Source organism: Azospirillum sp. UENF 111221 (genome assembly GCF_058780625.1).
On the sequence record NZ_JBSNCH010000005.1, the window covers coordinates 2362134 to 2387437 of the forward strand.

The window sequence follows — 25304 nt, forward strand, 5'->3', positions numbered from 1 at the left end:
CCGAGGAAACTCCACCGCCATGACCGGCCCCCTCTTCGCCCCCGGATCGGCCCGCACCGCCTGCATCGCCCTGTCGGTCTGCGGCGTCCTGTTCGCCGGGGTCGGAGCGGCTTTGCATATCCGCAGCTATCTGCTGGGCGAGGCGGTGGCCGAGGGCGGCAGCCGGTCGGACGGCATCTGCCTGGGGGCGGCCCGCCGGATGGGCGGGGAACTGACGATGACGCCGGAGGGCTTGCGCGTCACGCTGCCGGACGCGGTCGACCAACGGACCTCGCTGACCGATGCGTCGGGCCTGCTGGCCTTCTGCCCGGACATGACGCTGTCCTATTTCTGCATGGGGCTGTCCTGCGGTCCCGGCGGCCAAGGTGGGAAGGTCGGCATGCAGGTGGAGCTGACGCGCAAGGCGCTTTAGCTGGGTTTGCTTGGTCTGGGCTTATTTGGGCTGGCTGGACAGTGACTTCGCGGCTTCGATGACGCGCCGCAGGTAGCGGGCGTGGAACTCCGGCGTGCGGCTGTGATAGTTGCCGACGGCGGTCCAGAAATTCTCCCAGCCGACGGCGTCGATCTCCCGCCGCAGGATCCAGGCGGTGACCCGGATGTTGTAGCAGGGGTCGAAGGTCAGCGCCTGCTGCACCACCTCCGGCGGGACGCGGCCGGCGGCGATCACCGGGAACCAGATGCTGTTGATCTGCCCCGGCCCGCAATCCTTGGTGCCGTTGCTGTTGGCCGAGCAGGCGCCGGGCGTGCCCTGTTCCACCGCCAGGATCAGCCGCAGCGCATCGGCCGGCACCTGCCATTCCACCGCCGCCATGTCCAGGCAGTGCGGCGGGACGGCGGCGATGCCCTTCGGCGCGCGGTCGGCCAGGGCCGGGGTTGCGGCAACCAGCAGCGCGGATGCCAGCAGTGCGGCAATATCGAAACGCACCCACCGTCTCACCCGATGCCTCCCCCCGCGACCAGACGCATGCATGAGAAGGCGGCGGCGCCCGCTAACAACCGGTTAATTCAAACGCATTGCATGGTTTCAAGTGAAACGATATGGTTTGCCCAACCGATCAATGACGGCCGTGCGTCCCTGGAGGGTTGGGGGTATCGGCCGCGCCTGTGGAGAAAACGGATGTCCAAGAACTTCGCTTCGCACGCCGACCTGGACGAGAAGACCGTCAGTTTCGACAAGCTGTCGGACAACGCCTATGCCTACACGGCGGAGGGCGATCCCAACACCGGCATCGTCATCGGCGACGATGCGGTGATGGTGATCGACACCCAGGCGACGCCGGTGATGGCGCAGGATGTCATCCGCCGCATCCGCGAGGTCACCGACAAGCCGATCCGCCATGTCGTGCTGTCGCATTACCATGCGGTGCGCGTGCTGGGCGCCTCGGGCTATGCGCCGGAGCAGATCATCGCCAGCGAGGACACCCGCGACCTGATCGTCGAGCGCGGCGAGGCCGACATGGCGAGCGAGATCGGCCGCTTCCCCCGCCTGTTCCGCGCCGTCGAGTCCGTCCCCGGCCTGACCTGGCCGACCATCACCTTCCGTGGCCACATGACGATGTGGCTGGGTTCGCTGGAGGTGCAGTTGCTGCAACTCGGCCGTGGCCACAGCAAGGGCGACACGGTGGTGTGGCTGCCGCAGCAGAAGATCCTGTTCTCGGGCGACCTCGTCGAATATGGCGCCACGCCCTATTGCGGCGACGCCTATTTCACCGACTGGCCGGCGACGCTCGACGCCCTCGCCGCGCTGAAGCCGGAGAAGCTGGTGCCCGGCCGCGGTGCCGCCCTGACCACGGCGGAACAGGTGCAGGAGGGGCTGCGCGGCACCCGCGCCTTCACCAGCGACCTGTTCGAGCTGGTCAAGCAGGGGGTCGCGGCCGGCAAGGACCTCCGCGCCATCTACAAGGACACCTACGCCGCGCTGAAGCCGAAATTCAGCCACTGGGTGATCTTCGACCATTGCATGCCGTTCAACGTCACCCGCGCCTATGACGAGGCGACCGGCCATGTCGATCCGCGCATCTGGACCGCCGAGCGCGACATGGAGATGTGGCGCCAGCTGGAGGGCTGACGCCACCTTTACCTATCCTCACGCGGTGACGATCAGGCGGACATGACGCTTGCGGCCGGCCGACAGCACGGCCGGCGCGGTCAGCGTCGCCGCCTCGTCGGTCACCGGCCGGCCGTCCCGCCGGGCGCCGCCCTCGCGGATCAGGCGGCGCGCCGCCCCCTTGGAGGCCGACAGGCCGGCCGCCACCAGCGCATCGACCAGCGGCACGCCGCCGGTCCCCTCGGCAAGCCGCAGGATGACTTCCGGCAGTCCGTCGCCATTGGGGGCGAAGGGGCTGCCGGCCGCCGACGCCGCCCGTTCCGCCTCCACGGCGCCATGGCATAGGCGGGTCGCCTCGGTCGCCAGGACGATCTTCGCCTCGTTGATCTCAGCACCCCCCAGCCGCTCCAGCCGGGCGATCTCGTCGAGCGGCAGTTCGGTGAACAGGCGCAGGAAACGGCCGACATCGGCGTCCTCGGTGTTGCGCCAGAACTGCCAGAAATCGAAGGGCCTCAGCGCGTCGGCGTTCAGCCACACCGCACCGCCGGCGGTCTTGCCCATCTTGGTGCCCGACGCCGTGGTCAGCAACGGCGTGGTCAGACCGAACAGCTCGCGCCGCTCGACCCGGCGGGCCAACTCGATGCCGTTGACGATGTTGCCCCACTGGTCGGACCCGCCCATCTGCAACAGGCAGCCGTGGCGGCGCGACAGCTCCAGGAAATCATAGGCCTGGAGGATCATGTAGTTGAACTCCAGGAAGGTCAGCGGCTGCTCGCGCTCCATCCGCTGGCGCACCGACTCGAAGCTCAGCATGCGGTTGATGGTGAAATGGCGGCCGACGTCGCGCAGGAAGGGGACGTAGTCCAGCCCGTCCAGCCAGTCGGCATTGTCGACCATGACGGCGTCCGCCGGGCCGTCCCCGAAGGTCAGGTACTGGCCGAAGACGCTGCGCAGGCCGGCGGCGTTCGCGGCGATCTGCGCCTCGTCCAGCATCGGGCGGCTGGTGTCGCGGAAGCTGGGATCGCCGATCCGGGTGGTGCCGCCGCCGATCAGCACGATGGGGCGGTTGCCGGTGCGCTGAAGCCAGCGCAGCGCCATGATCGACAGCAGATGCCCGACATGCAGGCTGGCCGCCGTGGCGTCGTAGCCGACATAGGCGGTCAGCGCCCCGCCCGGCGCCGCGGCGGCGAGGCCCGACAGGTCGTCGGCCGGATCGCTGCAGTGATGGAGGAAGCCGCGCTCGCGCAGGATGCGCAGGAACTCGGCAGCATTGGACTGGGTCGGCATCGAAGACGTCTCTACGGTTGGCCGGGCCGTCCGGAGACTGTCTCTGTATGGGGAGAGAACCATGGCCGCCGGACTTGCGACGGCATGGTTTCGGGTATGACCGATCGACGCCGCGCTATGTGAGCGGCGGATAATACATCGGGGCAGTGAGGGCGATGCGGTCGGTCATGGCGCACTCCCTACACCGGCATGAGGGAAAAATCCAGCCTTGGACGATCACTTCCGTCCAAGCATCTGGCGGCGGGCGATGGCCCGGTGCAGCTGCATGCGTTGCGACACCGTGCGCAGGCGGGTGCTGCGGGCGCCGGGGGCGAACAGACCGTCCAGGTTCTGGCCGAACATCTCCCAACTGCGCAACGGGCCGGTGTCGATGTGCAGGAAGTGGGAGCGCGGATACCAGCCCACCCCGCCGCGCTTCAGGTCGAGCGCGCTGCGGTGCGCATCGGGCAGGCGCGACGGCAGGGTGACGTCCAGCGCGCGGCCCAGCAGGTGCTGGCTGTGCTCCGCCACGCCCAGGCTGCGGGCGGCCAGCATGGCGTTGGTTTCCGGCGTGCGGAAGGCCGACAGGATGGTCGCCTTGGACTGGCCCACCGCCTCCAGGATATCGGCCAGGAAGTCGAGCGTGCCGACGTCGACCGGCCCCTCCTTGTTGGCGCGGTGGTCGCGCAGGAATTTGCCGAGGTCGGCCATCGCGTCGGGCAGCGGGCCGTCGGCGTCGCGGTAGGGGCCGTCGAAGGTCTCGCCGGTGTGCTGGTTGGTCAGGGTCAGGCGGCGCGGGGCGGCGGGGGCGGCCATCGCGCGGTCGGACATCAGCACCAGGGCTCCGCAGCCGATCAGCAGGCTGCGGCGCTTCAGGGAGAGGGGCGAGGAGGACATGCGGTCGGTCGATCTTTCGGCGGGGCAGCGTCAGGTCAACAAAATGGCGACCGATTCGCAAATGCAAAGTGGCGGCGCATGGCGCGGCTGCATGGCAAGCAGGGGATGAGGAGCGGGTTACAGCAGGCGCTGCGCCTTGAAGCTGGTGTGCCGGCCGCCCTTGCCGATCACCAGATGGTCGTGCACGACAAGCCCCACGGCGTTGGCGGCGCGGACGATCTCCTTGGTCATCTCAATGTCGGCGCGGCTGGGGGTGGGGTCGCCGGAGGGGTGGTTGTGCACCAGGATCACGGCGGCGGCCGACAGCTCCAGCGCGCGCTTCACCACCTCGCGCGGGTAGACCGGGGTGTGGTCGATGGTGCCGCGCTGCTGCACCTCGTCGGCGATCAGCTTGTTCTTGCGGTCGAGGAACAGCAGGCGGAACTGCTCGGTCGGCTCATGCGCCATGGCGGCGGCGCAATAGTCGATCAGCGCCTGCCAGGAGGCCAGCACCGGCCGGTCGATCACCCGCTGCTGCAAGGCGCGCAGGGCCGCCGCCCCGACGATGCGAACGGTGGCGACGGCATTGTCGGTGCCGAGCGACACGCCGTCCGCCTTCAGGCCGCGCAGCCGTTCCGGTGGGGCGTTGACCACCCCCCACAGGTCGCCGAAGGTCCGGATCAGCAGCTTGGCCAGCGGCCTCACATTGCGCCGCGGGCTGGCGGCGAACAGCACCATCTCCAGCAGCTCGTAATCCTCCAGCGCGTCCGGGCCGCGGTCGAGGAAGCGGCGGCGCAGCCGTTCGCGATGGTCGAGATAATGGGGATCCTCGGCGGCGGCCTCATCGTCGGCGTCGCCAGCGGCATCGGGGGCGGGATCGGGGGTGGAGCCGGCGGTCGAGGCCAGCAGGTCGGGGAAGGGCAGGAGGCCGGCGCCTTGGCCGGCATCGTCCATTTCCGCTCCGCCTGCCGCACGTCCGGTCTTCCGGCCGCGTCCTGTCGTCTTGCGTTCTGCCATCGCCCATCGCCATGCATATGTATGGCAAAGACTATAGCGTCTGGATGCGCGAGCGCACAGGGGCGGCGCTCGCATGGGTGGAGAAAGACGGCCGCGGGATCAGTCGGCGAGGCCGGGCTGGCTGCGTCCATGGCGGCCCGGCAGCATGCGGGCCAGCACGCCGTCGCGGCGGACGAAATGGTGCCACAGCGCCGCTGCCGCATGCAGGGCGGCAAGGGCAAGGATCAGGTTGGCGCCAAGCTCGTGGATCTCCTTCACCGAGCGGCCAAGCGTGCGGTCGGCCTCGACGGGGGAGGGGATGGTGAACAGGCCGAAGAAGGTCAGCGTGTCGCCGCGCAGCCAGGTCAGCACCACGCCCACCAGCGGGATCGCCAGCATCAGGGCGTAGAGGCCGAAATGGACGAGTTGCGAGGCGCCGCGTTCGGCCGGCGTCATCTCCGGCGGCAGGGCGGGGGTGCCGCGGGTCAGGCGCAGCACGATCCGCGACAGCACCAGCCCGAGCAGGCCCAGGCCGAAGGAGATGTGCAGCCACCAGATCGTGGCCCGCATGGGGTGCCCGCGCTCGTAGAAATCCTCGCCGAAGGTCAGCAGATAGAGGCCGACGATCAGCAGGGCGATCAGCCAGTGCAGGGTTTTCTGGGTGGTGCTGTAGGTGGTGGGCATCTGGAACGCGCCTCCGTTCAGGCGGTGATGTTGAGCGTGCGGCCGCGGTTGGGGTCCGCCGGCAGGCTGGGGGTGGCGCTGCGCTGCTCGGTGGACTGGGCGCTGGCGCTCTCGCGGGTGTCGTTGTCGCGGTCGCCGTCGCTGTCGATCCCGGCCGTGGCCGTCGCGGTCGCGGACGGGCGGCTCTGGAGCGGTGACGGCATCGTCGGCAGGGCGGTCGGGGAGGTGGCGGACAGCATCGGCGGTCTTCCTGGCAGGGGCGGAAAGTCCCCACCGGTCTAGACCGCCAAGCTTACAGGGGGCTTACGGCGGGCTCACAGGGGGGCTTGCGGCACACCCGCGGCAGCCGGAATCGGACGGGCTGCGTCGCTTCGCCGCGGCATGGGCGGGAAATGCAGGGTGAAGGTGGCGCCGCCGCCGGGGGTGTCCTCGACCGCGATGCCGCCGCCATGCGCCTGCATGGTGCGCGCGACGATGGACAGGCCCAGCCCGGCCCCGCCTGTTCCGTCAACATGCGTTCCGGCGCCGTGGCGGCTGTCGCGCCCGCCCTGCCAGAAGCGCTCGAACACGCGGGTCCGCTGGTCCGGCGGGATGCCGGGGCCGCGGTCGATCACCCGCAGCAGCGGCCCGCCGTCGGCGGACTGCGCCAGCTCCAGGCTGACCGTGCTGCCGGCCGGGGCATGGCAGACGGCGTTCTCCACCAGATTGCGCAGGGCGCGGAACAGCGGGTCATGTGCGCCACGCACCGGCAGCGCCCGCTCGTCGCCGATCACCTCGATCAGGCGGCCCTTGCCGAGCGCCAGCGGGGCGAGATGGGCGGCGGCCTCCACCGCAAGCCGGGACAGATCGACCGACTCGTCGGGGGCGATGCGCAGGGCGTCCAGCCGCGCCAGATCGAGCAGCTGGTCGACCAGCCGCGCCATGCCGGCGACATCCTCGCGAATCGGGGCGCCCGCGGCGCCGATCAGCGCCAGATGGGCGTCCAGCACCGCCAGCGGCGTGCGCAGCTCGTGCGCGGCGTCGGCGATGAAGCCGCGCTGCGCCTCGTAACCGGCCTCCAGCCGGTCGAGCGCCTGGTTGACGGCGCGGACAAGCGGCAGCACCTCGCGCGGCATGCCCTGCTCCGGCAGCCGTTCCGACACGCTGTCCGGTCCGATCTCGGCAGCACGGGCCGAGGCGCGGCGCAGCGGGCGCAGGCCGCGGTGGATGATGACCAGATTGACGATGATCAGCACCAGGGCGAAGGGCAGCCAGATCCAGCCGAAATGCTCGACGAACTCCTCTAGCAGCCATTCGATGTGCAGCTCCTCCTCGCCGGAGGCCACCTGGATCCAATAGGCCCGGCCGCCGACCTCGATGCGGTGGCTGAGGCCGTAGAGCGGCGGCTCGCCGTTCTGCGCCGGCACGCGGAAGACGCTGCGCGGCCGTTCGGTCGCGCCAGGGTCGAGCGGACCGTCGACACCGCTGGAGCCGAGCAGCAGCCGGCCCCCGCCATCGACCAGGGCGAAGGAGGCGGCATTCACCCGCAGCATCGCCTGGACCGGCTCGGACAAAGTGGTGTTCAGCGTGCCGTCGGGGCCGCGCACCGCCTTCTCGATCACGCGGGCGACGCCGGACAGGGTGCGCTGGCGCATCCGGTCGTGGGTGCCCTTGAACTCGACATAGAGCAGCAGCGCCGTGGTGGCGACCGCCAGCAGCGTGACCAGCACCAGCCAGCGTGCAATGGAGGCCAGCAGCGACGGCGGGCGCCCTTTGTCCGCGCCGCCGCTCATTGCCCGCTCTCCGTGCCGGCCTCCGCCCCCTTCTCCGCAGGCACTTCGGTCAGGATGTAGCCGATGCCGCGCAGGGTCTGGACGCCGGCGGTGGCGCCCGCGGCAAGCAGCCGCTTGCGCAGCCGGTGGATCAGCACCTCGACCGCATTCGACCCGACCTCCTCGCCGAAGCCGTAGAGGCCGTTCTCCAGCGCCGCCTTCGACACCACCCGGCCGGCGCGGCGCAGCAGCAGTTCCAGCGCGTCCAGCTCGCGCCGGCTGAGGTCCAGCGGCCTGCCGGCGACGCTGGCCAGCCGGGCCGCCGAATCGAAGGCGAGGTTCCCCTGTTGCAGCACCATGCCCAGCGCCGCCCCCGGCCGGCGCAGCAGGGCGCGGATGCGGGCGACCAGCTCCTCCAGCGCGAAGGGCTTCACCAGATAATCGTCGGCCCCCAGATTCAACCCCCTGACCCGGTCGTCCACGCAATCGCGGGCGGTCAGGATCAGCACCGGGGTGGCGTCGGCGCGGGCGCGCAGGGCCGACAGCAGCGTCAGCCCGTCGGCATCGGGCAGTCCGAGATCGAGCAGCACGGCATCGAAGCCGGTGACGGCCAGGGCGGCCGACGCATCCTCCGCACTGTGGACGAGGTCGACGGCGAAGCCGGCCTTGCCCAGCCCTTCGGCGGTCAGGGCGGCCAGCCGGCGGTTGTCTTCGATCAGCAGCAGCCGCAAAGGGAAATTCCCGGAACCGGTGGGCGGGTGGCCGCGACTCTCCGCCTTTTGCCGCGCGGCTGCAAGCCGGGCAACAAAAAGGGCCTTCCCCGGCATGCCGGCGGAGGAAGGCCCCTTGCCGTCGCACTCAGACGATGGCGGTGTCCGGGATGGTTCCGGTCAGCACGGCGCGGACATTGTCGGCGATCATATGGCCGGTGCGGACGCGCGCCTCGTCGGTGGTGGCGCCGATGTGCGGGGTCAGGATCAGGTTCGGCACGCCCTGGAACGGGTTGTCGGCCGGCAGCGGCTCCGTCGCATAGACGTCGAGCAGGGCGCCGCCGAGATGGCCGCTCGTCAGCGCCGCCGCCAGTGCGGCCTCGTCGACGATGCCGCCGCGGGCGACGTTGACCAGGATGGTGCCGGGCTTCAGCCGGGCGATCACCTCGGCACTCACCAGATTGTGGGTGTCGGGCGTGTAGGGCAGGTGGAGCGACAGCGCGTCGGCACTGTCCCAGATGCGGTCGAACGACACCTTCTCCACGCCCATGCGGGCCCAGACCGGATCGTCGGCCGGCACATGCGGGTCGGCGGCGATCACCGTCATGTCCAGCCCCTGGGCACGGCGGGCGACATGGCGGCCGATGCGGCCGAAACCGACGATGCCCAGAATCTTGCCCGACACCTCACGCCCGATCAGCCGGCCGCGCGGCCATTTGCCGGCGGCCACGTCCGGCGTCGCGAAATAGGTGGTGCCGCGCACCAGCATCATCAGGCCGGCGATCGCCAGCTCCGCCACCGACACCTCGTTGGCGCCGGTGGCCGGCAGGACGGCGATGCCGCGCTGCTGGCAGGCCGGCACGTCGATGTTGTCCAGCCCGACGCCCAGCCGGCCCACCGCCTTCAGGTTGGGGAAGGCGTCGAAGAAGGCGCCGCGGATCTCCGTCTCGTTGCGGATGCAGATGGCGCGGGCGTCGCGGCCCATCGCATACAGCTCGTCCAGGCGCTTATAAAGGGTCTCGTCGTAATGGACGTCGAAGTCGCGGCGCAGCTCGTCCACGGCGCTGGGCTGCATGAATTCGGAAATGATGATGTCGGGCATGGCGGGGGACTTCGCTGGAGGGGGCGGTCGGCGGGCGGGTCAGAGCGCGATGTTGGCGGCGTCGAGATAGGGCTTCAGGTTCAGAAGCTCGATGGTCGTCTCGCCGGCTTCCAGCTTGTGGCGGTAGGCCTCTTCCGCGGCCTCGCGGGCGGCGGCCTTCGCAAGCGTGTCGGCAGCCAGATCCTGCGGCACCACCACCACGCCGTCGTCGTCGGCGACCACGATGTCGCCCGGCGAGACCATCACGCCGCCGACCACGACCGTCGTGTTGACGTCGCCCTTGGCGTCGGTTTTGTTGGTGCCCTTCATGTTGGTGCCGCGGCAGAAGACCGGGAAGCCCATGTCGCGGATGGCGGTGGCGTCGCGCACGCAGCCGTCGATCACCAGCCCGCCCAGACCGCGGGCGATGGCCGACGCGGTCAGGATGTCGCCCCAGGGGCCGGCATCGGTCATGCCCTTGAAATCCACCACCAGCACGTCGCCGGGCTTGGCCAGCGCCACCGCGATGTGGATCATCAGGTTGTCGGTCGGCCCGCAGGACACGGTCAGCGCCGGACCGCACAGCCGCATGCCGGGGAACAGCGGCTTGATCGGGTAGCCCATGGCGCCCTTCTTGCCCATGGCCTCGTGCAGGGTGGCGGGGGCCTGGGCACGCAGCGCCTCCAGCGTCACGGCGTCGGGACGGGCGAAATCCTTGTGAACGGTCATGCCGGGAACAGCCTTTCGCGAATGAACGGCATCCGGTGCGGCGTGCCCCGGACGATCCTTATGACGGGTGAATCACGACGGATAGACAAGTATTAGAATATTTTGCTGTAACTGAGAACATCGAAACGGAGGTTGATTGCTGGAAAATCGCCTCTACGATGGGTCGTGCCGCAAGAAGGCGCCAGAACGGTGTCTGATGATCGATAAAAAGCAATTGGAAGATGCCGCATCCGCAGGATCGGCGGTTCCCGGGGCGGTTCCGGGTACAACGCTGGATCGTGGTCCCGGCCGTGGCGCGGATGCGAACCGAAGGAGGCGATGTATGGATATGAAGGCGCATTCCACCGTTCAGGATGGATCGACAGGACCCGCCGCCGCGGCTGGAATCGGCCGGTTTGGCGCCTTGTCGCACGGGTTCCTGTCGCGCGGGCTGGGGCGGCTGTCGGCGGCCGCCGGGATTGTCGCCACTGGGGCCGCCGCCGGGCTGGCGGCGGTCATCGCGCTGGCGGCGCCGGGTGCTGCCCTGGCCGCCTATCCGGAGAAGCCGATCAGCCTGATCGTCGGCTATGCCGCTGGCGGCGGGTCCGATTTCATCGTCCGGTCGCTCGCCCCCTTCATCGAGAAGGAGCTGGGCGGCAGCGCCCGGGTGATCGTGATGAACCGTCCGGGTGCGGGCGGCGAGATCGGCTTCGCTGCCATCGCCGACGCCACCCCCGACGGCTACACCATCGGCCTCATCAACTCGCCCAACGTCGTGACGATCCCCATCGAGCGGCATGCGCGCTTCTCGCTCGACCGGCTCGACCCGCTCTACAATCTGGTCGACGATCCCGGCTCCTTCGTCGTCCACAAGGACAGCCCGTTCCAGACGCTGGCCGACGTCGCCGCCTTCGCCAAGGCCAACCCCAACAATGTGACGGTCGGCACCACCGGCATCGGCTCCGACGACCATCTGGCGATGCTGATGTTCCAGCGCCTGACCCAGACCCAGCTGACCCATGTGCCTTTCCCGGGCAGCGCCGACGCCCACCGCGCCCTGCTGGGCCGGCATATCCAGGTCACTTCGATGAACATCGGCGAATCGGCGCGGGCCCGTGAAGGCGACCCGATCCGCATCCTGGGCGTGATGACCGAAAAGCGGTCGGAGCAGGCCACCGACGTGCCGACCTTCAAGGAACTCGGCTTCGATGTGAAGATGTCGTCGCTGCGCGGCCTCGCCGCCCCGATGGGCCTTCCGCCGGAGGTGCGGACCCGGCTGGTCGACGCCATCGCCAAGGCGGTCCAGCATCCGGAGTTCCAGGACATCGCCCGCAAGGCCTACCAGCCGCTGCGCCTGCTGCCCTCCGACCAGTATGCGGCGGAGCTGAAGACCCAGGAGGCGACCTTCCGCACCATCTGGAAGGAGACGCCCTGGCTGAAGTGAGGGGCTGACGAAGGGATCGTGAGTTTTTCAAAACGATAAAGGGCGCCGGTGCAAGCCGGCGCCCTTTCCTTATCGTCCGAACCCTGCGGGGGCTCTTACTTCAGCCACGGGTTGGTGGCCCACAGCTCGCGCAGCTCCTTGGTCGACTCGGCCAGTTCGGCGGCGTACTGGTCCGGCGCCAGCAGGCGGATCGGCTGGTACAGCTCCTTCGCCTTGGCCTGGAAGCCCGGATCGTTGGCGGCCTTGCCCAGCGCGTCGACCAGCTTGGTCCGCACCTCCGGCGGCAGACCCTTCGGCGCCGCGATGCCGCGCAGCGACGACATCAGCGCGTTGAAGCCCTGCTCCTTGAAGGTGCCGACGCCGGGGGCCTGCTCCACCTTCTTCTCGGCCATCACGCCCAGGACGGCGATCGGGTCCTTCTGCTTGTACTGCATCGCCTCGCCGATGTTCACGGCGCTCAGCATGATCTTCTTGTTGGCCAGCGCCGCCTCGTTGGCGGCGGAGCCCTGGAAGGGCACATGGGTGAAGGTCACGCCGGCCTGGCGCTGGAACACCAGCATCGCCAGATGGTCGTCGGAGCCGATGCCGGTGGTGCCGACCGTCACACCGTTCGGGTTGGCCTTGGCGAAGGTGACGACGTCGGTCAGCGTCTTGAACTGACCTTCGGTGTTGACCGCGAAGGAGCTGGGATCGTCGACCAGATTGTAGAGCGGGTCGAGGCGGTCCAGCGAATAGCGGGCCTGGCGCTCGATCGGGATGGCGTTGACGTTCGGCGAGTTGATGGCGCCGATGGTGTAGCCGTCGGGGGCGGCGTCGGCGATGGCGGCAAAGCCGATCTCGCCGCCGGCACCGGGCTTGTTCACCACCTCGACCCGGCTGCCCTCACCCAGCTGCTTTTCCAGGAAGGGTGCCAGGGCGCGAATCAGCAGATCGGTGCCGCCGCCGGCGCCGAAGGCCACGATCATCGTGACCGGCTTCTCCGGATAGGCCGCCTCGGCGTTCGTGGCCGACATGAACAGCGCGCCGGCCGCGGCTGCCAGAGAGAGAGCTTTCCAGAACTTCATGATCCCCCCATCGATGATGCGCTGCGCAGGCGACCGCATGCGGCGTGCCATGCGCGGAACGGGACGGAGTCCGGGCCGATCCGGCACGAATCGACAACCTTTCCGACGGGATCGGCTGTAATCATGCGCGATGGCGGTCCGGATGCCGCTGAATATCTGAGGATGTTCCTACATCAGCAAGAACAGCCCTTCAACTCCGCAGCATACGATTTCGGATCGTCGCGTCAATACACCGCAGAATATTGCGAAGGATTGATGAAGCTATCAGGGTGTCATAAGTAAATACTGTGTATCGGCTCGATTGTGTGGCAGTTTTTGTTGGATTTTTTTGGGGAGGGCAAAGTCGAGAATCGTGGGCGGACAGTCATCTCCGGCCCGCCGCCCATCGGCGCCGTCTAACGCGAAGTTGTATATCTTCCATACAGTTTGCTGGACCGTCCCATGGATTTCTCTTTATTGGAGAGATGGTATCAGCATTATGTCCCATAAATATCCTATGCCCATCCGTCCTCCCGCATCTGTCGTTCCGGCGGGGTGGATGGGGCGGCAAAGGCTGAGCGGCAGGGAGGTGCTTTTCGGAGCGTTCCCGAGCGTTGACAGTCGGTGGGCACCGCACTATGGTGCGCGCCTTCAATCGAGCCGCCGAGCGTTCAGGAACAGCATCATGAAAATCGTCAACTCCCTGAAGTCGATGAAGACGCGCCATAAGGCCTGCCGCGTGATCCGCCGCAAGGGCCGCGTCTACGTCATCAACAAGCAGAACCCCCGTTTCAAGGCCCGCCAGGGCTGATCGATCCGCAAGGGTCGATCGACTGCGAGGCCGGGCATCGCGCCCAGCTTCCCGTCATCGGGTGTTTACGCAAGAGCCGCGCCTTCGGGTGCGGCTCTTGCGTTTTGTGGCCTGCGCTTTCCGCAGGATGCTTCCGGCCGGATGGGGCGGGAGCGGCATCGTCTTGTCTTACGGTTGCGGCGGATGGTACGTGTGGCGGACGAGTTCGCCGCAACGGGATAAGGACCGCCCGCCATGAAGATGCCGGTGCCGGACAGCGGGGTGATCGCCCGCCGCCGGGAGATCGTGGAGGCGTTGCGCGCCATCGTTCCCGGCGAAGGCGTGATCGTCGACGAGAACGAGCTGCGCGCCTACGAGTGCGACGGTCTGACCGCCTACCGCCAGCTGCCGATGGTCGCCGTGCTGCCCAGCACGGTGGAGCAGGTTTCGCAGGTCCTCAAAGCCTGCAAGGCGATGGGGGTGAAGGTGGTGCCGCGCGGCGCCGGCACCTCGCTGTCGGGCGGCGCCCTGCCGCTGGCCGACGGCGTGCTGCTCGGCATGGGCAAGTTCAAGCGCATCCTCGACATCGACTATGCGAATCGGTGTGCCACCGTGCAGCCGGGGGTGACCAACCTCGGCATCTCCAACGCCGTCGCGCATGAGGGCTTCTATTACGCCCCCGACCCGTCCAGCCAGATCGCCTGCACCATCGGCGGCAACATCGCCGAGAATTCCGGCGGCGTGCACTGCCTGAAATACGGGCTGACCACCAACAATGTGCTGGGGCTGGAGATGGTGCTGATGGACGGCACCATCCTGCGGCTGGGCGGCAAGCATCTGGACGCCGGCGGCTACGACCTGATGGGCATCGTCACCGGGTCGGAGGGGCTGCTCGGCGTGGTGACCGAGGTCACGGTGCGCATATTGAAGAAGCCGGCGACCGCTCGCGCGGTGCTGCTCGGCTTTCCCAGCAGCGAGCAGGGCGGCGACTGCGTGGCGGCGATCATCGCCGCCGGCATCATCCCCGGCGGCATGGAGATGATGGACCGCCCGGCCATCCATGCGGCGGAGGCCTTCGTCCATGCCGGCTATCCGCTGGACGTCGAGGCGCTGCTGATCGTCGAACTGGACGGCCCGGCGGCGGAAGTCGACCATCTGATCGACCGGGTCGAGGCGATCGCGCGGGACAAGGGCGCCTGCTACGCCCGCGTGTCGAAGAGCGAGGAGGAGCGGCTGGCCTTCTGGGCCGGGCGCAAGGCCGCCTTCCCGGCGGTGGGGCGCATCAGCCCCGATTACTACTGCATGGACGGCACCATCCCGCGCAAGGCGCTGCCGCTGGTGCTGCAACGGATGCAGGAGATGTCGGACCGCTGCGGCCTGCGCGTCGCCAACGTCTTCCATGCCGGCGACGGCAACTTGCATCCGCTGATCCTCTACGATGCCAACAAGCCGGGCGAGCTGGAGGCGGCGGAGGAGTTCGGCAACAGCATCCTGCGCCTGTGCGTCGAGGTCGGCGGCGTGCTGACCGGCGAGCATGGCGTCGGCGTCGAGAAGCGCGACCTGATGACCGACCAGTTCGACGAGGCCGACCTCCAGCAGCAGCAGCGGCTGAAATGCGCCTTCGACCCCGACGGGCTGCTGAACCCCGGCAAGGTCTTCCCCACGCTGCACCGCTGCGCCGAGCTTGGCCGGCTGCATGTCCACCAGGGGGAGCTGCGCTTCCCCGACATCCCGCGCTTCTGAGGGGCCGCTGTCAGCCATGACCATCACCACCTTGAAGCCGGAAACCACAGCACAGGTGACCGACGCGGTGCGCTGGGCGCTGTCGGCCAATGAGCCGCTGGAGATTCTCGGCAGCGGCAGCCGTCGCGGGCTGGGGCGCCCGGTGCAGGCCGGCCACGCGCTCGACCTGTCGGGCCTGTCCGGCGTCATCGCCTACGAGCCGGAGGAACTGGTGCTGACCGCGCTTGCCGGCACGCCGATGGACCTGATCCGCTCCATGTTGGCGGACCGCGGCCAGCATCTGGCCTTCGAGCCCCCCGAAGGAGGGACGCTCGGCGGGCTGGTCGCCAGCGGGCTGGCCGGGCCGCGCCGCATATCGGCGGGATCCGCCCGCGACCACACGCTGGGCATTGCCGGTGTCAGCGGCCGGGCCGAGGCCTACAAGGGCGGCGGCAAGGTGGTGAAGAACGTCACCGGCTATGACGTGCCCAAGCTGATGGCGGGGTCGTTCGGCACCCTGACCGCGCTGACCGAGATCACGGTGAAGGTGCTGCCGGCGCCCGAGGACAGCGCGACGCTGCTGCTGTCCGGGCTGGACGATGCGGCGGCGGTGGCGATGCTCGACCGCGCGCTGCGCAGCCCCTACGAGGTGTCGGGCGCCGCCCATCTGCCGGCGGGGATCGCCGCGCGGTCGGGCGTGGCCGCGGTGTCGGGGGCGGGCGGGGCGGTGACGCTGGTGCGGTTGGAGGGGTTCGGCCCGTCGGTCGCCGCGCGCGTCGCCATGCTGCGCGAGGAACTGCGGGCCGATGCCGTGCTGGGTCGCGACGAGTCGCTGGCGGTCTGGCGCGAGGTGCGGGACGGGGCGGGGCTGGAAGCCTGCTTGGGGGAGGGTGGCGACGCCCATCTCTGGAAATTCTCGGTTCCCCCGTCGGCCGGCCCCGCCACAGTCGAAGCCATCCGCCGGACGCGCGACGTCGAGGTCTTCTACGACTGGGGCGGCGGGCTGGTCTGGCTGGCGGCACCGCCCGACTCAGGTGCCGCGATCCGTGGTGCGCTCTCCGCCGGCGGCCATGCCACGCTGGTGCGGGCGCCCGAGTCGGTGCGCGCGGCGACGGACGTGTTCCAGCCCTTGCCCGAGCCGCTGATGGCGCTCAGCCGCCGGGTCAAGGAGAGCTTCGACCCCAAGGGCATCCTCAACCCCGGCCGCATGTATGCGGGTCTGTAACGGGAAGACCGATCTCGATGCAAACCAACTTCTCGCTGGCCCAGCTGGCCGACGCCGCGATCCGCGAACTCGGAGCAGATCCTGCGCAAATGCGTGCATTGCGGCTTCTGCACCGCGACCTGCCCGACCTACACCATCCTGGGGGACGAGCTGGACAGCCCGCGCGGCCGCATCTACCAGATCAAGGACATGCTGGAGAAGGGCGGCCCGCCGCCCGAAACCACGGTCAAGCACATCGACCGCTGCCTGTCCTGCCTGTCCTGCATGACGACCTGCCCGTCGGGCGTCCATTACATGCATCTGGTCGATCACGCCCGCGCCCATATCGAGGCCACCCACAGCCGCCCGCCGGCCGACCGGGCGGTGCGCGACCTGATCGCGCGGGTTCTGCCCAACCCGCGGCTGTTCCGCATGGCGCTGCTCGGCGCCTCCTTGGGCAGGCCCTTCCGCGCGATGCTGCCCAAGCGGCTGTCCGCTATGCTGGCGCTTACCCCGTCCAGCGTCCCGGTGCCGAGCTACAGCGACCGGCCCGGCGTCCATCCGGCGGAAGGACCGCGGAAGAAGCGTGTCGCCCTGCTGATCGGCTGTGCCCAGCAGGTGCTTGCCCCACAGATCAACGAGGCGACCATCCGTCTGCTGACCCGCCACGGGGTCGAGGTGGTGGTGTCGAAGGGTGCCGACTGCTGCGGCGCCTTGACGCACCATATGGGCAAGGAGGATCTCGCCCACGCCGCCGCGAAGAAGACCATCGACGCCTGGACGAAAGAGATCGAGAGCGGGGACTCGACGCCATCGTCATCAATGCATCGGGCTGCGGCACCAGCGTGAAGGATTACGGCCACATGTTCCGCGAGGATGCGGCCTATGCCGCCAAGGCGGCACGGGTGGCCGGTCTCGCCAAGGATGTCACCGAGCTGATGGACGAGATCGGGCTGGCCCGGCCGGTGGTGGAGACCGGGCAGGTCATCGCCTACCACTCCGCCTGCTCCATGCAGCACGGCCAGCGCATCAAGGAGCCGCCGCGCGCCCTGCTGCGCGCCGCCGGATTCCTGGTGAAGGAGATCCCCGACGCGCATCTCTGCTGCGGATCGGCCGGCACCTACAACATGCTGCAGCCGGAACTGGCGGGAGAGCTGCGCACCCGCAAGGTCGCGGCCATCGAGAGCACCCAGCCCCAGGCGGTGGCGGCCGGGAATCTCGGCTGCATCGCCCAGATTGCCGGCGGGACGGGACTGCCGGTGGTCCATACGGTGGAACTGCTGGACTGGGCGACCGGCGGCCCGATGCCGGATGCGCTGGCCGGACGCCCGGCCTTCCGGCAGGGTGGGGTGCGGGCGGCCTGACCATCGGGGCGGGGAGAAGAGGGCGTGCACGACAGCGTGGGCGGAACCGGGGGGTTTCGTACCCCCACAATTCTGTGTTTATCTGCGTCCAACTGTGTCAGAAAATCCGCCCGCCTCACCGCCTATCGTTCCAGCCCCCGCCCCGTTCAGGTCATCGCCTTGTCCTCGCCACCCACGGAAAACATCGGCATGAGCGCCGCCTACGGAATCACCCATCGCCTGTCGGCCTGGGGCGTTCACATCTTCACGGCCAGCGGCGCCGTGCTGGGGCTGCTCGGCCTTCTCGCGGCGGCGGCGGGCGATGCGAAGCTGTGCCTGATGTGGCTGGGCATCGCCCTGGTCGTCGACGGCGTCGACGGCACGCTGGCCCGGCGCGTCTCGGTCAAGCAGGTGCTGCCGGGCATCGACGGCTCGGCGCTGGATCTGGTGATCGATTACCTGACCTATGTCGTGGTGCCGGCGGTGTTCATGCACCGCTTCGGCCTGCTGCCGGAGGGGCTGGTCAGCATCGCGCTTGCCGCCTGGGTGCTGCTGACGGCGCTCTACTGCTTCGCCAATGTCGGGATGAAGAGCGGCGACAATTATTTCGTCGGCTTTCCGGCGATCTGGAACGTCGTGGCCCTCTATCTCTGGCTGCTCGACCTCAATCCCTGGTTCAACGCGGCCGTCGTGGTGGCGCTGGGGCTGCTGACCTTCACCACGGTCAAGTTCCTGCATCCCTTCCGCGTCAAGGCGCTGATGGCGCTGAACATCGCGGTGACCACCGTCTGGCTGCTCTGCTGCATCGCGCTGGTGGTGGTGGAGCCGGCGCGGCCGGGCTGGCTGTTCGGCCTGTGGCTGGCGACCTCGGTCTATTACGCCGCGGTCTGCGCCTGGCGGACGCTGCGCGGTCCTTGATGGCGCGCTAAAGGGAGCCCTGGGGGGAACCGCCGCGGCGGATGGACGTTGCTCATGCGCAAATCCGTCCGCTTCAGCGAAGGGGTCCCGTTTTGGCCGAAGGCTCCACCAAGGTCGTGCTCGCAGCGCTCGGCGGCAACCTGATGATCGCGCTGACCAAGTTCGTCGCCGCCGCGATGACCGGCAGCGCCGCCATGTTCAGCGAGGCGATCCATTCCGTCGTCGACAGCGGCAACCAGCTTCTGCTGCTCTACGGCATCCGCCGCGCCCGCCGTCCGCCGACGCCCCAGCATCCCTTCGGCCATGGGCGCGAGGTGTATTTCTGGTCCTTCGTCGTCGCGGTCCTGCTGTTCGGCATCGGTGCCGGCCTGTCCATCTATGACGGCTGGCACGCGCTGTCCCATCCGGAGCCGGTGCAAAGCCCCTGGGTGAATTTCGCCGTTCTGGGCTTCGCCGTGCTGTTCGAGGGTTTTTCCTGGATCGTCGCGCTGCGCGAGTTCCGCCGCGGCCAGAGCGGCGTCGGCATCCTGTCCGCCGTCCACCGCTCGAAGAACCCGTCGGTCTTCGTCGTGCTGCTGGAGGACACCGCGGCGCTGATCGGCCTGCTGCTGGCCGGCATCGGCCTGACGCTGGGCGAGGTGACCGGCAACCCGATCTTCGACGCCTACGCCTCCATCGCCATCGGCGTGGTGCTGGCGGTCGTCGCGGCGCTGCTGGCCTACGAGTCGAAGGGGCTGCTGATCGGCGAGTCGGCCGACCGCCGCGTCGTCGAGGGTATCCGCCGCATCGTCGGCGAGGAGGCGCGGGTGAAACGCCCGCTCGACGTGCTGACCATGCATATGGGCCCCGACGACGTGCTGCTGAACCTGTCGGTGGAGTTCCAGGACAGCCTGAACGCCCGCGAGGTGGAGGATGCCGTCTGCTCGCTGGAAAGCCGCATCCGCAGCCAATATCCGATCATCCGCCGCATCTTCGTCGAGGCCGAGTTCGCTGCGCGCCCGCCGCGGCCGCGACGCTGACGGAACCGCCCCGGTTCAGGGGCTTCCGCCCCATGGAATGCCGGCCGAGTGATGGCGCAACCGGCCGGGCACCCGATCCGGATCGGCACGGCGGGCTGGAGCATCCCGAAGCTCTCGGCCGCCGCCTTTCCCGTGGACGGCACCCATCTGGAGCGCACCGCCCGCGTCATGCCGATGACCGAGGTGAACAGCAGCTTCTACCGTCCGCACAAGCCGGAAACCTGGGCGCGCTGGGCGGCCTCCACCCCGCTGGGCTTCCGCTTCGCGGTGAAGCTGCCCAAGGCGATCAGCCACGACGCCCGGCTGGTGGGCGCGGAGGCGGCGCTCGACCGTTTCCTGGCCGAGGCGGGGATGCTGGGCGACCGTTTCGGTCCGCTGCTGGTCCAACTGCCGCCCAGCCTGCGCTTCGACCGCGCGGTGGTGGAGGGTTTCTTCACGCTGCTGCGCACCCGGTTCGACGGTGACGTCGTGTGCGAGCCGCGCCATGCCAGCTGGTTCACCGATGCGGCAGAGGCATTGCTGGTCTCCCACCGCGTCGCCCGCGTCGCTGCCGATCCCGCCCCGGTGCCGGGAGCGGGCGAGCCGGGCGGTTGGGATGGCTTGCGCTATTGGCGGCTGCACGGATCGCCGGTGATGTACCGCTCCGCCTACGAACCGGCGGTGCTGGACGCGCTGGCCGAGAGGCTGGCGGCGGAGGCGGCGCTGCGACCGGTCTGGTGCGTCTTCGACAACACCGCCGACTTCCATGCCGTCGACGACGCGCTGGCGACGATGGCGCGGCTGCGAGCGCTCCAGTCCTGAAACGGGTGTCGGTCATAGGTGGAATTCTCCAATGGGGGAGCCTCCAGCACGACCGAGACAGTTCATTGTTGCAAAGCTATCCTGCCACGAAACGCCCCCGGAGATGGGGCAACGGCGTGCAGGCGGTGCGGTCATGGAGTTCCTCGTCCTACTGCTGATTTTCGGCTTCATCACCCACCGGCTCGACCGGAGGCTGAAGGTGCAGGCGGCGGAGATCGCCCTTCTGCGCGGCAGGCTGGACAAGGCACTGACCGGGACCTTGCCTTCCGCCGCCGCCGTGCCGGCCGGAGCTGCCGAACCGCCCATCGGGGCGCCCGTCGGGGCTTCCGCCGGAACGCTGGAACCGGAGATCGAGCCACCTCCCGAAGCCGCGGAGATCGGCGAACCGGTCTTCGCCTCGCAAGCGGCTTCGGAAACGGAAGAGCCGGCACCGCCTCCAAGCCCCACCCCGCAACCCGCGGCCCCGCCGCATCGGACGGGGTGGCGCGAGCTGGAGGACTCTCTCGCCTCGCGCTGGCTGATCTGGCTCGGCGGCGGCACCATGGCGCTGGCGGCGGCCTTCTTCATCAAGCTGTCGGTCGATCACGGCTGGCTCGGGCCGTCGGTCCGTGTCGCGCTGGGGCTGCTCTCCGGCCTTGGGCTGATGGTGGGGGGCGAGTGGCTGCGCCGCCGGCCGATGCAGCGCGCCGTCGCCGCCTTGCAGCCGGACTACGTGCCGCCGGCCCTGACCGCCGCCGGCCTGTTCACCGCCTTCATCAGCGTCTATGGCGGATTCGCCCTGTTCGGCCTGTTCACCCCGCTGGTCGCCTTCGCGCTGCTGGCCGGCCTGTCGCTGGCCGCCATCGGCCTGTCGCTGCTGCAAGGGCCGCTCATCGCCGCGCTGGGGCTGCTGGCCGGCTATGTCTCCCCCCTTCTGGTGTCCACCGGCAACCCGGACGCCTGGAGCCTGTTCGCCTATCTGCTGGCGCTGAACGGCGCCGGGATGGGGGTGGTGCTGTATCGCGGCTGGCGCTGGCTCGGCTGGGGCGCTCTGGCCGGTGCCGCGCTGTGGCCGCTGTTGTGGATGATCGATCCCTGGCGCAGCGGCGACGAGCTGCCGACCGGCCTCTATCTGCTGCTGACCTCGGCGCTGTTCCTGGTGCCGGCGGTGCGCGGCGTGCTGGACCAGACGCTGCCGGAGCCGGCCCCCGCCACCGGCTGGCGCACGGCTTTGCCCGGCTGGGCCCGGCGCAAGCGGCGCCACCCCGCCGACCGGCTGGCGATGACGGCGACGGTGGTGTTCGGGTTCCTGATCGCCGCCATGACTTGGCGCGACTCCCATGGATCGGTGTCGCTGATCGTCCTCGGCCTGTTCGCCCTGCTGGCGATGGTCGGCGGGCGGCGGACCGAGCGGATCGCCGGCGTCGCCTGGATCGCGGCGCTGGGCGTCCTGCTGTCGCTGGCCCCCTGGAGCCTGCCCTATGTGCCGGCCAGCCCGCCGCCGCTGAATGCCGACGGCCAGCCGCTGATCGTCGCCGATCCGGCCGGCTATCCGGCGGCGGTCGCGCATTTCCTGTGGGTGGCGGGCGGATTCGCCGCGCTGTTCGGCATCGGCGGTTTCATCGCCTTGTGGGACGCGCGGCGGGCGGCGCTGTGGGCCTCGATCTCGGCGCTGGTGCCGCTCGCCCTGCTGACGCTGGCCTATGCCCTGGTGGAGCCGCCGGAGACCGCCATCGGCTGGCCGGCGGCGGCGCTGGGTCTGGCGGCGCTTCTGGTCGGCGCCACCACGCCGCTGGGGCGTCACCGCCACCGGCCCGGCGCCTCGCTGGGGCTGGCCGCCTTCGCCGCCGGCGCCACCGGCGCCATCGCGCTCGGCGCCACCATGGTCCTGCAGGAAGCGTGGCTGACGGTGGCGCTGGCGATGCAGGTGCCGGTGCTGGCCTGGCTGGAGCGGCAGCTGAGCCTGCGCGAGCTGCGCGGCGTCGCCCTGCTGGTGGCGGCGGCCGTGCTGGTGCGGCTGGCGATCAACCCCTCGGTGCTGGAGTATGAGGGCTATGGCTGGATCGCCTACGGCTATGGCCTGCCGGCGCTGGGCTTCCTGGTGGCGGCGAGCTTGATGCGGTCGGCCCCTGATGGCAAAGGCGACGATCTGGTGGTGATGGTGCTGGAGGCCGGCGCCCTGATCTTCACCACCCTGATGCTGTCGCTGGGCGTTCACCGCTGGATGGCCGGCAGCCTGGAGGCGGCGCCGTCCAGTCTGGCGGAGGTGGCGCTGCACACCCTGTCCTGGCTCGGCCTTGCCCTGCTGCTGGCGGTCGACCGGCGGTGGAGCGCGCGGCCCGTCGCGGTTTGGGGCCGGCGTCTGCTGGTGCTGCTGGCCGCCGCGACCGCCCTGTTCCTGCATCTGCTGGCGCTGAACCCCTTGTGGAACGACGAGTGGGTGGGCAACTGGCCGGTGGTCAACCGGCTGCTGCTGGCCTATGGCGCGCCGGCCATGCTGGGGCTGGTCTATCTGTGGTACGACCCGCCGCCGTCGGCGCCCTTGCGCAGTGCGGCCCCGGTGCTGCCGCTGCTGCTGATCGCCACCAATCTGGCGCTGGAGATCCGCCGCGCTTTCCAGGGGCCGGTCCTGTCCGGCTACGAGATGTCGGACGCCGAATGGTACAGCTATTCGGCCGGATTCCTGCTGTTCGCGGTGGCGATGCTGGTGGTGGGCATCCGCTTCGGCTGGGGCTGGATGCGCCATGCCGGGCTCATCCTCGTGCTGGCGGTGGTCGCCAAGGTGTTCCTCAGCGACATGTCGGACCTGGAGGGCATGTACCGCGTCGCTTCCTTCCTCGGCCTCGGCCTCAGTCTGGTCGGCACCGGCTGGCTCTACCAGCGGCTGCTGCGCCCGCCGTCGGCCGGCACGCCGCCGGAGCCGTCAGCGCCATTGGGGCCGCCGCCGACAGACGATCTGCCGACTGACAGTCTGTTGGACCAACGGACGCATTGACAGGCCGGGCGGGGGACGCTCCCATACGGTGAAGGATGGGCCGGAGCGGAAATCCGGCCCCCGCCACCGGAGGAGCAGCGCTCATGCACAGCGAGACGCACGGCAACGCCTATCCCATCCTTCCCGACGGCGAGGAGGGCTTCACCGTCGAGGCGGCGCGGATGAAGTTCGGCCCCGGCATGCTGGCGGAGCTGGGCGGCGACGCTCTGTCGCTGGGCATGACGCGGGTGGCGCTGTTCACCGACCCGCGGGTGGCGGCAACCGCTCCGTTTGGTATGGCGCTCGAGTCGCTGAAGCGGGCCGGCGTCGATCCGGTGGTGTTCGACCGCTGCCGGGTGGAGCCGACCAGCGCCTCCTTCCTCGACGCCGCCGACTTCGCGCGGGACGGCGGTTTCGACGGCTATGTCTCCATCGGCGGCGGCTCGGTGATCGACACCGCCAAGGCGGCGAACCTCTACGCCACCCACCCGGCCGACTTCCTCGCCTACGTCAACAAGCCGCTGGGCGAGGGCATCCCGGTGCCCGGCCCGGTCAAGCCGCACATCGCCTGCCCGACCACCTGCGGCACCGGCAGCGAGACCACCGGCGTCGCCATCTTCGACCATGTGGAAAAGCAGGTGAAGACCGGCATTTCGTCGCGCTTCCTGCGGCCGAGCCTTGCCGTCGTCGATCCGCGCACCATCGACAGCCTGCCGCCCGGCGCCATCGCCGCCACCGGCTTCGACGTGCTGACCCACGCCATCGAGAGCCACACCGCGCGCCCCTTCCGCTCCCGCCCAAAGCCGGAGTCGCCGACGGCCCGCCCGCCCTACCAGGGCGCCAACCCGTGGTCGGACATCGGCAGCCTTCAGGCGATCCGGCTCGGCGGGCAATGGCTTGAACGGGCGGTCAACGACCCCGACTGTGCGGAAGCCCGCGACGCCCTGATGTTCGCGGCGACGCTGGCCGGTCTGGCCTTCGGCAATGCCGGCGTCCACATCCCGCACGCCATGTCCTATTCGGTGGCGGGGATGAACCACAGCTTCACCGCCACCGGCTACGAGACGGTGGACCCGATGGTGCCGCACGGCATCTCGGTGGTGCTGAACGCCCCCGCCGCCTTCCGCTTCACCGGCCCGGCCGCTCCCGAGGCCCATCTGCGCGCCGCCGAGGCGCTGGGGGCGGACACGCGCGGCGCCGCGCCGGAGGATGGCGGCGAGCTGCTGGCGACGCGGCTGATCGGCATGATGCGGGCGACCGGCCTGCCGAACGGGCTGTCGGCGCTCGGCTATGGCGAGGCCGACATTCCGGGTCTGGTCAGGGGAGCGGCCGCCCAGCAACGCCTGCTGACCATCGCCCCGCGCCCGGTATCGGAGGACGACCTGCGCGGGCTGTATGCGGACGCGATGCGCTACTGGTGAAGGTTGCCGCTACTCTGCCATCGTTTCGCCGGAACCGCCGAACTCGGCCGGGAAGTCCTTCAGCTTCGGCAGGCCATCCCGCATCGGCAGCACGGTCTCGGCGTAGTTGACGTGGACGGCGGGGGCGAAGGGCAGGGTCGGCAGGGTCGCGGAGAAAACGTCCACGAGGCCGAGCGGCGGGTGATTGGTCATCAGATGCCCGCCGCACTTCGCGCAATATTGGCGTTGGCTGACCGGCGTCTTCTGGAAGGTCGCGAGATGTTCGGCACCTGCGGTCACGCGCACCGCGTCGGGCTTCCACAGGGTGAAGGCGTTGACCGGGCCGCCGGACCAGGAGCGGCAGGACCGGCAATGGCAATAGCCCATGGCCTCCGGCGATCCGGTGACCTCCACCTCCACCGCACCGCAGAAGCAGCTGCCCGTATGAGTTCTCGGTCTGAGTCTCTGTGCTTGTCATGGCTTACGACTTCATCTTTGTTGGTGATGCGAACAATATGACGCTATCACCGATAACAAGGATGTTCAGT

Annotated in this window: 24 protein-coding genes and 1 pseudogene; 13 read left to right on the forward strand and 12 right to left on the reverse strand. The window is 69.4% G+C overall.

Annotated features, from left to right (window positions below; genetic code table 11):
• Positions 1-19 precede the first annotated feature (19 nt).
• Positions 20-412, forward strand: a complete 393-nt coding sequence (locus ACWPN3_RS25960) for a hypothetical protein (protein WP_492239991.1) — start codon at positions 20-22, stop codon at positions 410-412.
• Positions 413-433: 21 nt separating this feature from the next.
• Here ACWPN3_RS25960 and ACWPN3_RS25965 read toward each other — a convergent pair whose 3' ends face one another.
• Complete coding sequence (locus ACWPN3_RS25965) at positions 434-925, reverse strand: lytic transglycosylase domain-containing protein (protein ID WP_199237678.1); 492 nt, start codon at positions 923-925, stop codon at positions 434-436.
• A 192-nt stretch (positions 926-1117) separates the two neighbouring features.
• Between ACWPN3_RS25965 and ACWPN3_RS25970 the strand changes: the two genes are divergently transcribed.
• Positions 1118-2068 carry an MBL fold metallo-hydrolase gene (locus ACWPN3_RS25970; RefSeq protein WP_492239992.1) on the forward strand — a complete coding sequence of 317 codons (951 nt, stop codon included), beginning with the start codon at positions 1118-1120 and terminating at the stop codon, positions 2066-2068.
• An 18-nt stretch (positions 2069-2086) separates the two neighbouring features.
• Here the strand turns inward: ACWPN3_RS25970 and tyrS are convergent, their stop codons facing one another.
• The 9 genes from tyrS to ACWPN3_RS26015 form a co-directional block, all read right to left on the reverse strand.
• Complete coding sequence (tyrS, locus tag ACWPN3_RS25975) at positions 2087-3334, reverse strand: tyrosine--tRNA ligase (RefSeq protein ID WP_492239993.1); 1248 nt, start codon at positions 3332-3334, stop codon at positions 2087-2089.
• A 216-nt stretch (positions 3335-3550) separates the two neighbouring features.
• Positions 3551-4210, reverse strand: coding sequence for a YcbK family protein (locus tag ACWPN3_RS25980; RefSeq protein WP_098740568.1), 660 nt, complete (start codon positions 4208-4210; stop codon positions 3551-3553).
• Positions 4211-4327: 117 nt separating this feature from the next.
• Positions 4328-5143: a RadC family protein gene (gene radC / locus ACWPN3_RS25985; protein WP_247873178.1), complete on the reverse strand. Its 816-nt coding sequence runs from the start codon at positions 5141-5143 to the stop codon at positions 4328-4330.
• A gap of 162 nt (positions 5144-5305) precedes the next feature.
• Entirely contained in the window at positions 5306-5869 is a 564-nt protein-coding gene (locus ACWPN3_RS25990; RefSeq protein WP_492239994.1) for a cytochrome b, read from the reverse strand.
• A 17-nt stretch (positions 5870-5886) separates the two neighbouring features.
• On the reverse strand, positions 5887-6108 hold the full coding sequence (locus ACWPN3_RS25995; protein WP_109449915.1) for a hypothetical protein: 222 nt from the start codon (positions 6106-6108) through the stop codon (positions 5887-5889).
• Between the two features lie 75 nt (positions 6109-6183).
• The gene (locus ACWPN3_RS26000) at positions 6184-7641 is read right to left on the reverse strand and encodes a sensor histidine kinase (RefSeq protein ID WP_492239995.1); all 1458 of its coding nucleotides are present in this window, start codon (positions 7639-7641) and stop codon (positions 6184-6186) included.
• Positions 7638-8351, reverse strand: a complete 714-nt coding sequence (locus tag ACWPN3_RS26005) for a response regulator transcription factor (protein ID WP_492239996.1) — start codon at positions 8349-8351, stop codon at positions 7638-7640. The genes ACWPN3_RS26000 and ACWPN3_RS26005 overlap by 4 nt, the downstream gene beginning before the upstream one ends.
• 127 nt (positions 8352-8478) lie before the next feature.
• Positions 8479-9432, reverse strand: coding sequence for a hydroxyacid dehydrogenase (locus ACWPN3_RS26010; protein WP_492239997.1), 954 nt, complete (start codon positions 9430-9432; stop codon positions 8479-8481).
• A gap of 39 nt (positions 9433-9471) precedes the next feature.
• Positions 9472-10140, reverse strand: a complete 669-nt coding sequence (locus tag ACWPN3_RS26015) for a 4-carboxy-4-hydroxy-2-oxoadipate aldolase/oxaloacetate decarboxylase (RefSeq protein ID WP_109449924.1) — start codon at positions 10138-10140, stop codon at positions 9472-9474.
• A 403-nt stretch (positions 10141-10543) separates the two neighbouring features.
• Between ACWPN3_RS26015 and ACWPN3_RS26020 the strand changes: the two genes are divergently transcribed.
• Entirely contained in the window at positions 10544-11563 is a 1020-nt protein-coding gene (locus ACWPN3_RS26020; protein ID WP_492261822.1) for a tripartite tricarboxylate transporter substrate binding protein, read from the forward strand.
• Positions 11564-11658: 95 nt separating this feature from the next.
• Here ACWPN3_RS26020 and ACWPN3_RS26025 read toward each other — a convergent pair whose 3' ends face one another.
• A complete protein-coding gene (locus ACWPN3_RS26025) occupies positions 11659-12627 on the reverse strand; it encodes a tripartite tricarboxylate transporter substrate binding protein (RefSeq protein ID WP_109453081.1) in 969 nt (322 codons plus the stop codon).
• A 664-nt stretch (positions 12628-13291) separates the two neighbouring features.
• On the opposite strand from ACWPN3_RS26025, the gene ykgO reads away from it, so the two are divergent.
• The 10 genes from ykgO (at position 13292) to ACWPN3_RS26075 (ending at position 24777) form a co-directional block, all read left to right on the forward strand.
• Positions 13292-13417, forward strand: a complete 126-nt coding sequence (ykgO, locus tag ACWPN3_RS26030; RefSeq protein ID WP_012973122.1) for a type B 50S ribosomal protein L36 — start codon at positions 13292-13294, stop codon at positions 13415-13417.
• Between the two features lie 234 nt (positions 13418-13651).
• Positions 13652-15139: an FAD-linked oxidase C-terminal domain-containing protein gene (locus ACWPN3_RS26035; RefSeq protein ID WP_492239999.1), complete on the forward strand. Its 1488-nt coding sequence runs from the start codon at positions 13652-13654 to the stop codon at positions 15137-15139.
• 16 nt (positions 15140-15155) lie between these two features.
• Positions 15156-16343 (forward strand): glycolate oxidase subunit GlcE, encoded by a 1188-nt coding sequence (gene glcE, locus ACWPN3_RS26040; protein WP_492240000.1) that lies wholly within the window; start codon positions 15156-15158, stop codon positions 16341-16343.
• A 93-nt stretch (positions 16344-16436) separates the two neighbouring features.
• A complete protein-coding gene (locus ACWPN3_RS26045) occupies positions 16437-17171 on the forward strand; it encodes a heterodisulfide reductase-related iron-sulfur binding cluster (protein WP_492261823.1) in 735 nt (244 codons plus the stop codon).
• 14 nt (positions 17172-17185) lie between these two features.
• Positions 17186-17686: a heterodisulfide reductase-related iron-sulfur binding cluster gene (locus ACWPN3_RS26050; RefSeq protein ID WP_492261824.1), complete on the forward strand. Its 501-nt coding sequence runs from the start codon at positions 17186-17188 to the stop codon at positions 17684-17686.
• 189 nt (positions 17687-17875) lie between these two features.
• Entirely contained in the window at positions 17876-18583 is a 708-nt protein-coding gene (gene pcsA / locus ACWPN3_RS26055; protein WP_109449934.1) for a phosphatidylcholine synthase, read from the forward strand.
• 92 nt (positions 18584-18675) lie between these two features.
• A complete protein-coding gene (locus ACWPN3_RS26060; protein WP_492261825.1) occupies positions 18676-19602 on the forward strand; it encodes a cation diffusion facilitator family transporter in 927 nt (308 codons plus the stop codon).
• 51 nt (positions 19603-19653) lie between these two features.
• On the forward strand, positions 19654-20403 hold the full coding sequence (locus ACWPN3_RS26065; RefSeq protein WP_109449939.1) for a DUF72 domain-containing protein: 750 nt from the start codon (positions 19654-19656) through the stop codon (positions 20401-20403).
• 133 nt (positions 20404-20536) lie between these two features.
• Positions 20537-23377, forward strand: coding sequence for a DUF2339 domain-containing protein (locus tag ACWPN3_RS26070; RefSeq protein WP_492261826.1), 2841 nt, complete (start codon positions 20537-20539; stop codon positions 23375-23377).
• Positions 23378-23460: 83 nt separating this feature from the next.
• Complete coding sequence (locus ACWPN3_RS26075; RefSeq protein ID WP_109449944.1) at positions 23461-24777, forward strand: hydroxyacid-oxoacid transhydrogenase; 1317 nt, start codon at positions 23461-23463, stop codon at positions 24775-24777.
• A gap of 9 nt (positions 24778-24786) precedes the next feature.
• Here ACWPN3_RS26075 and ACWPN3_RS26080 read toward each other — a convergent pair.
• Positions 24787-25194: pseudogene (locus tag ACWPN3_RS26080) on the reverse strand (GFA family protein); the annotation flags it as partial.
• Positions 25195-25304 lie beyond the last annotated feature (110 nt).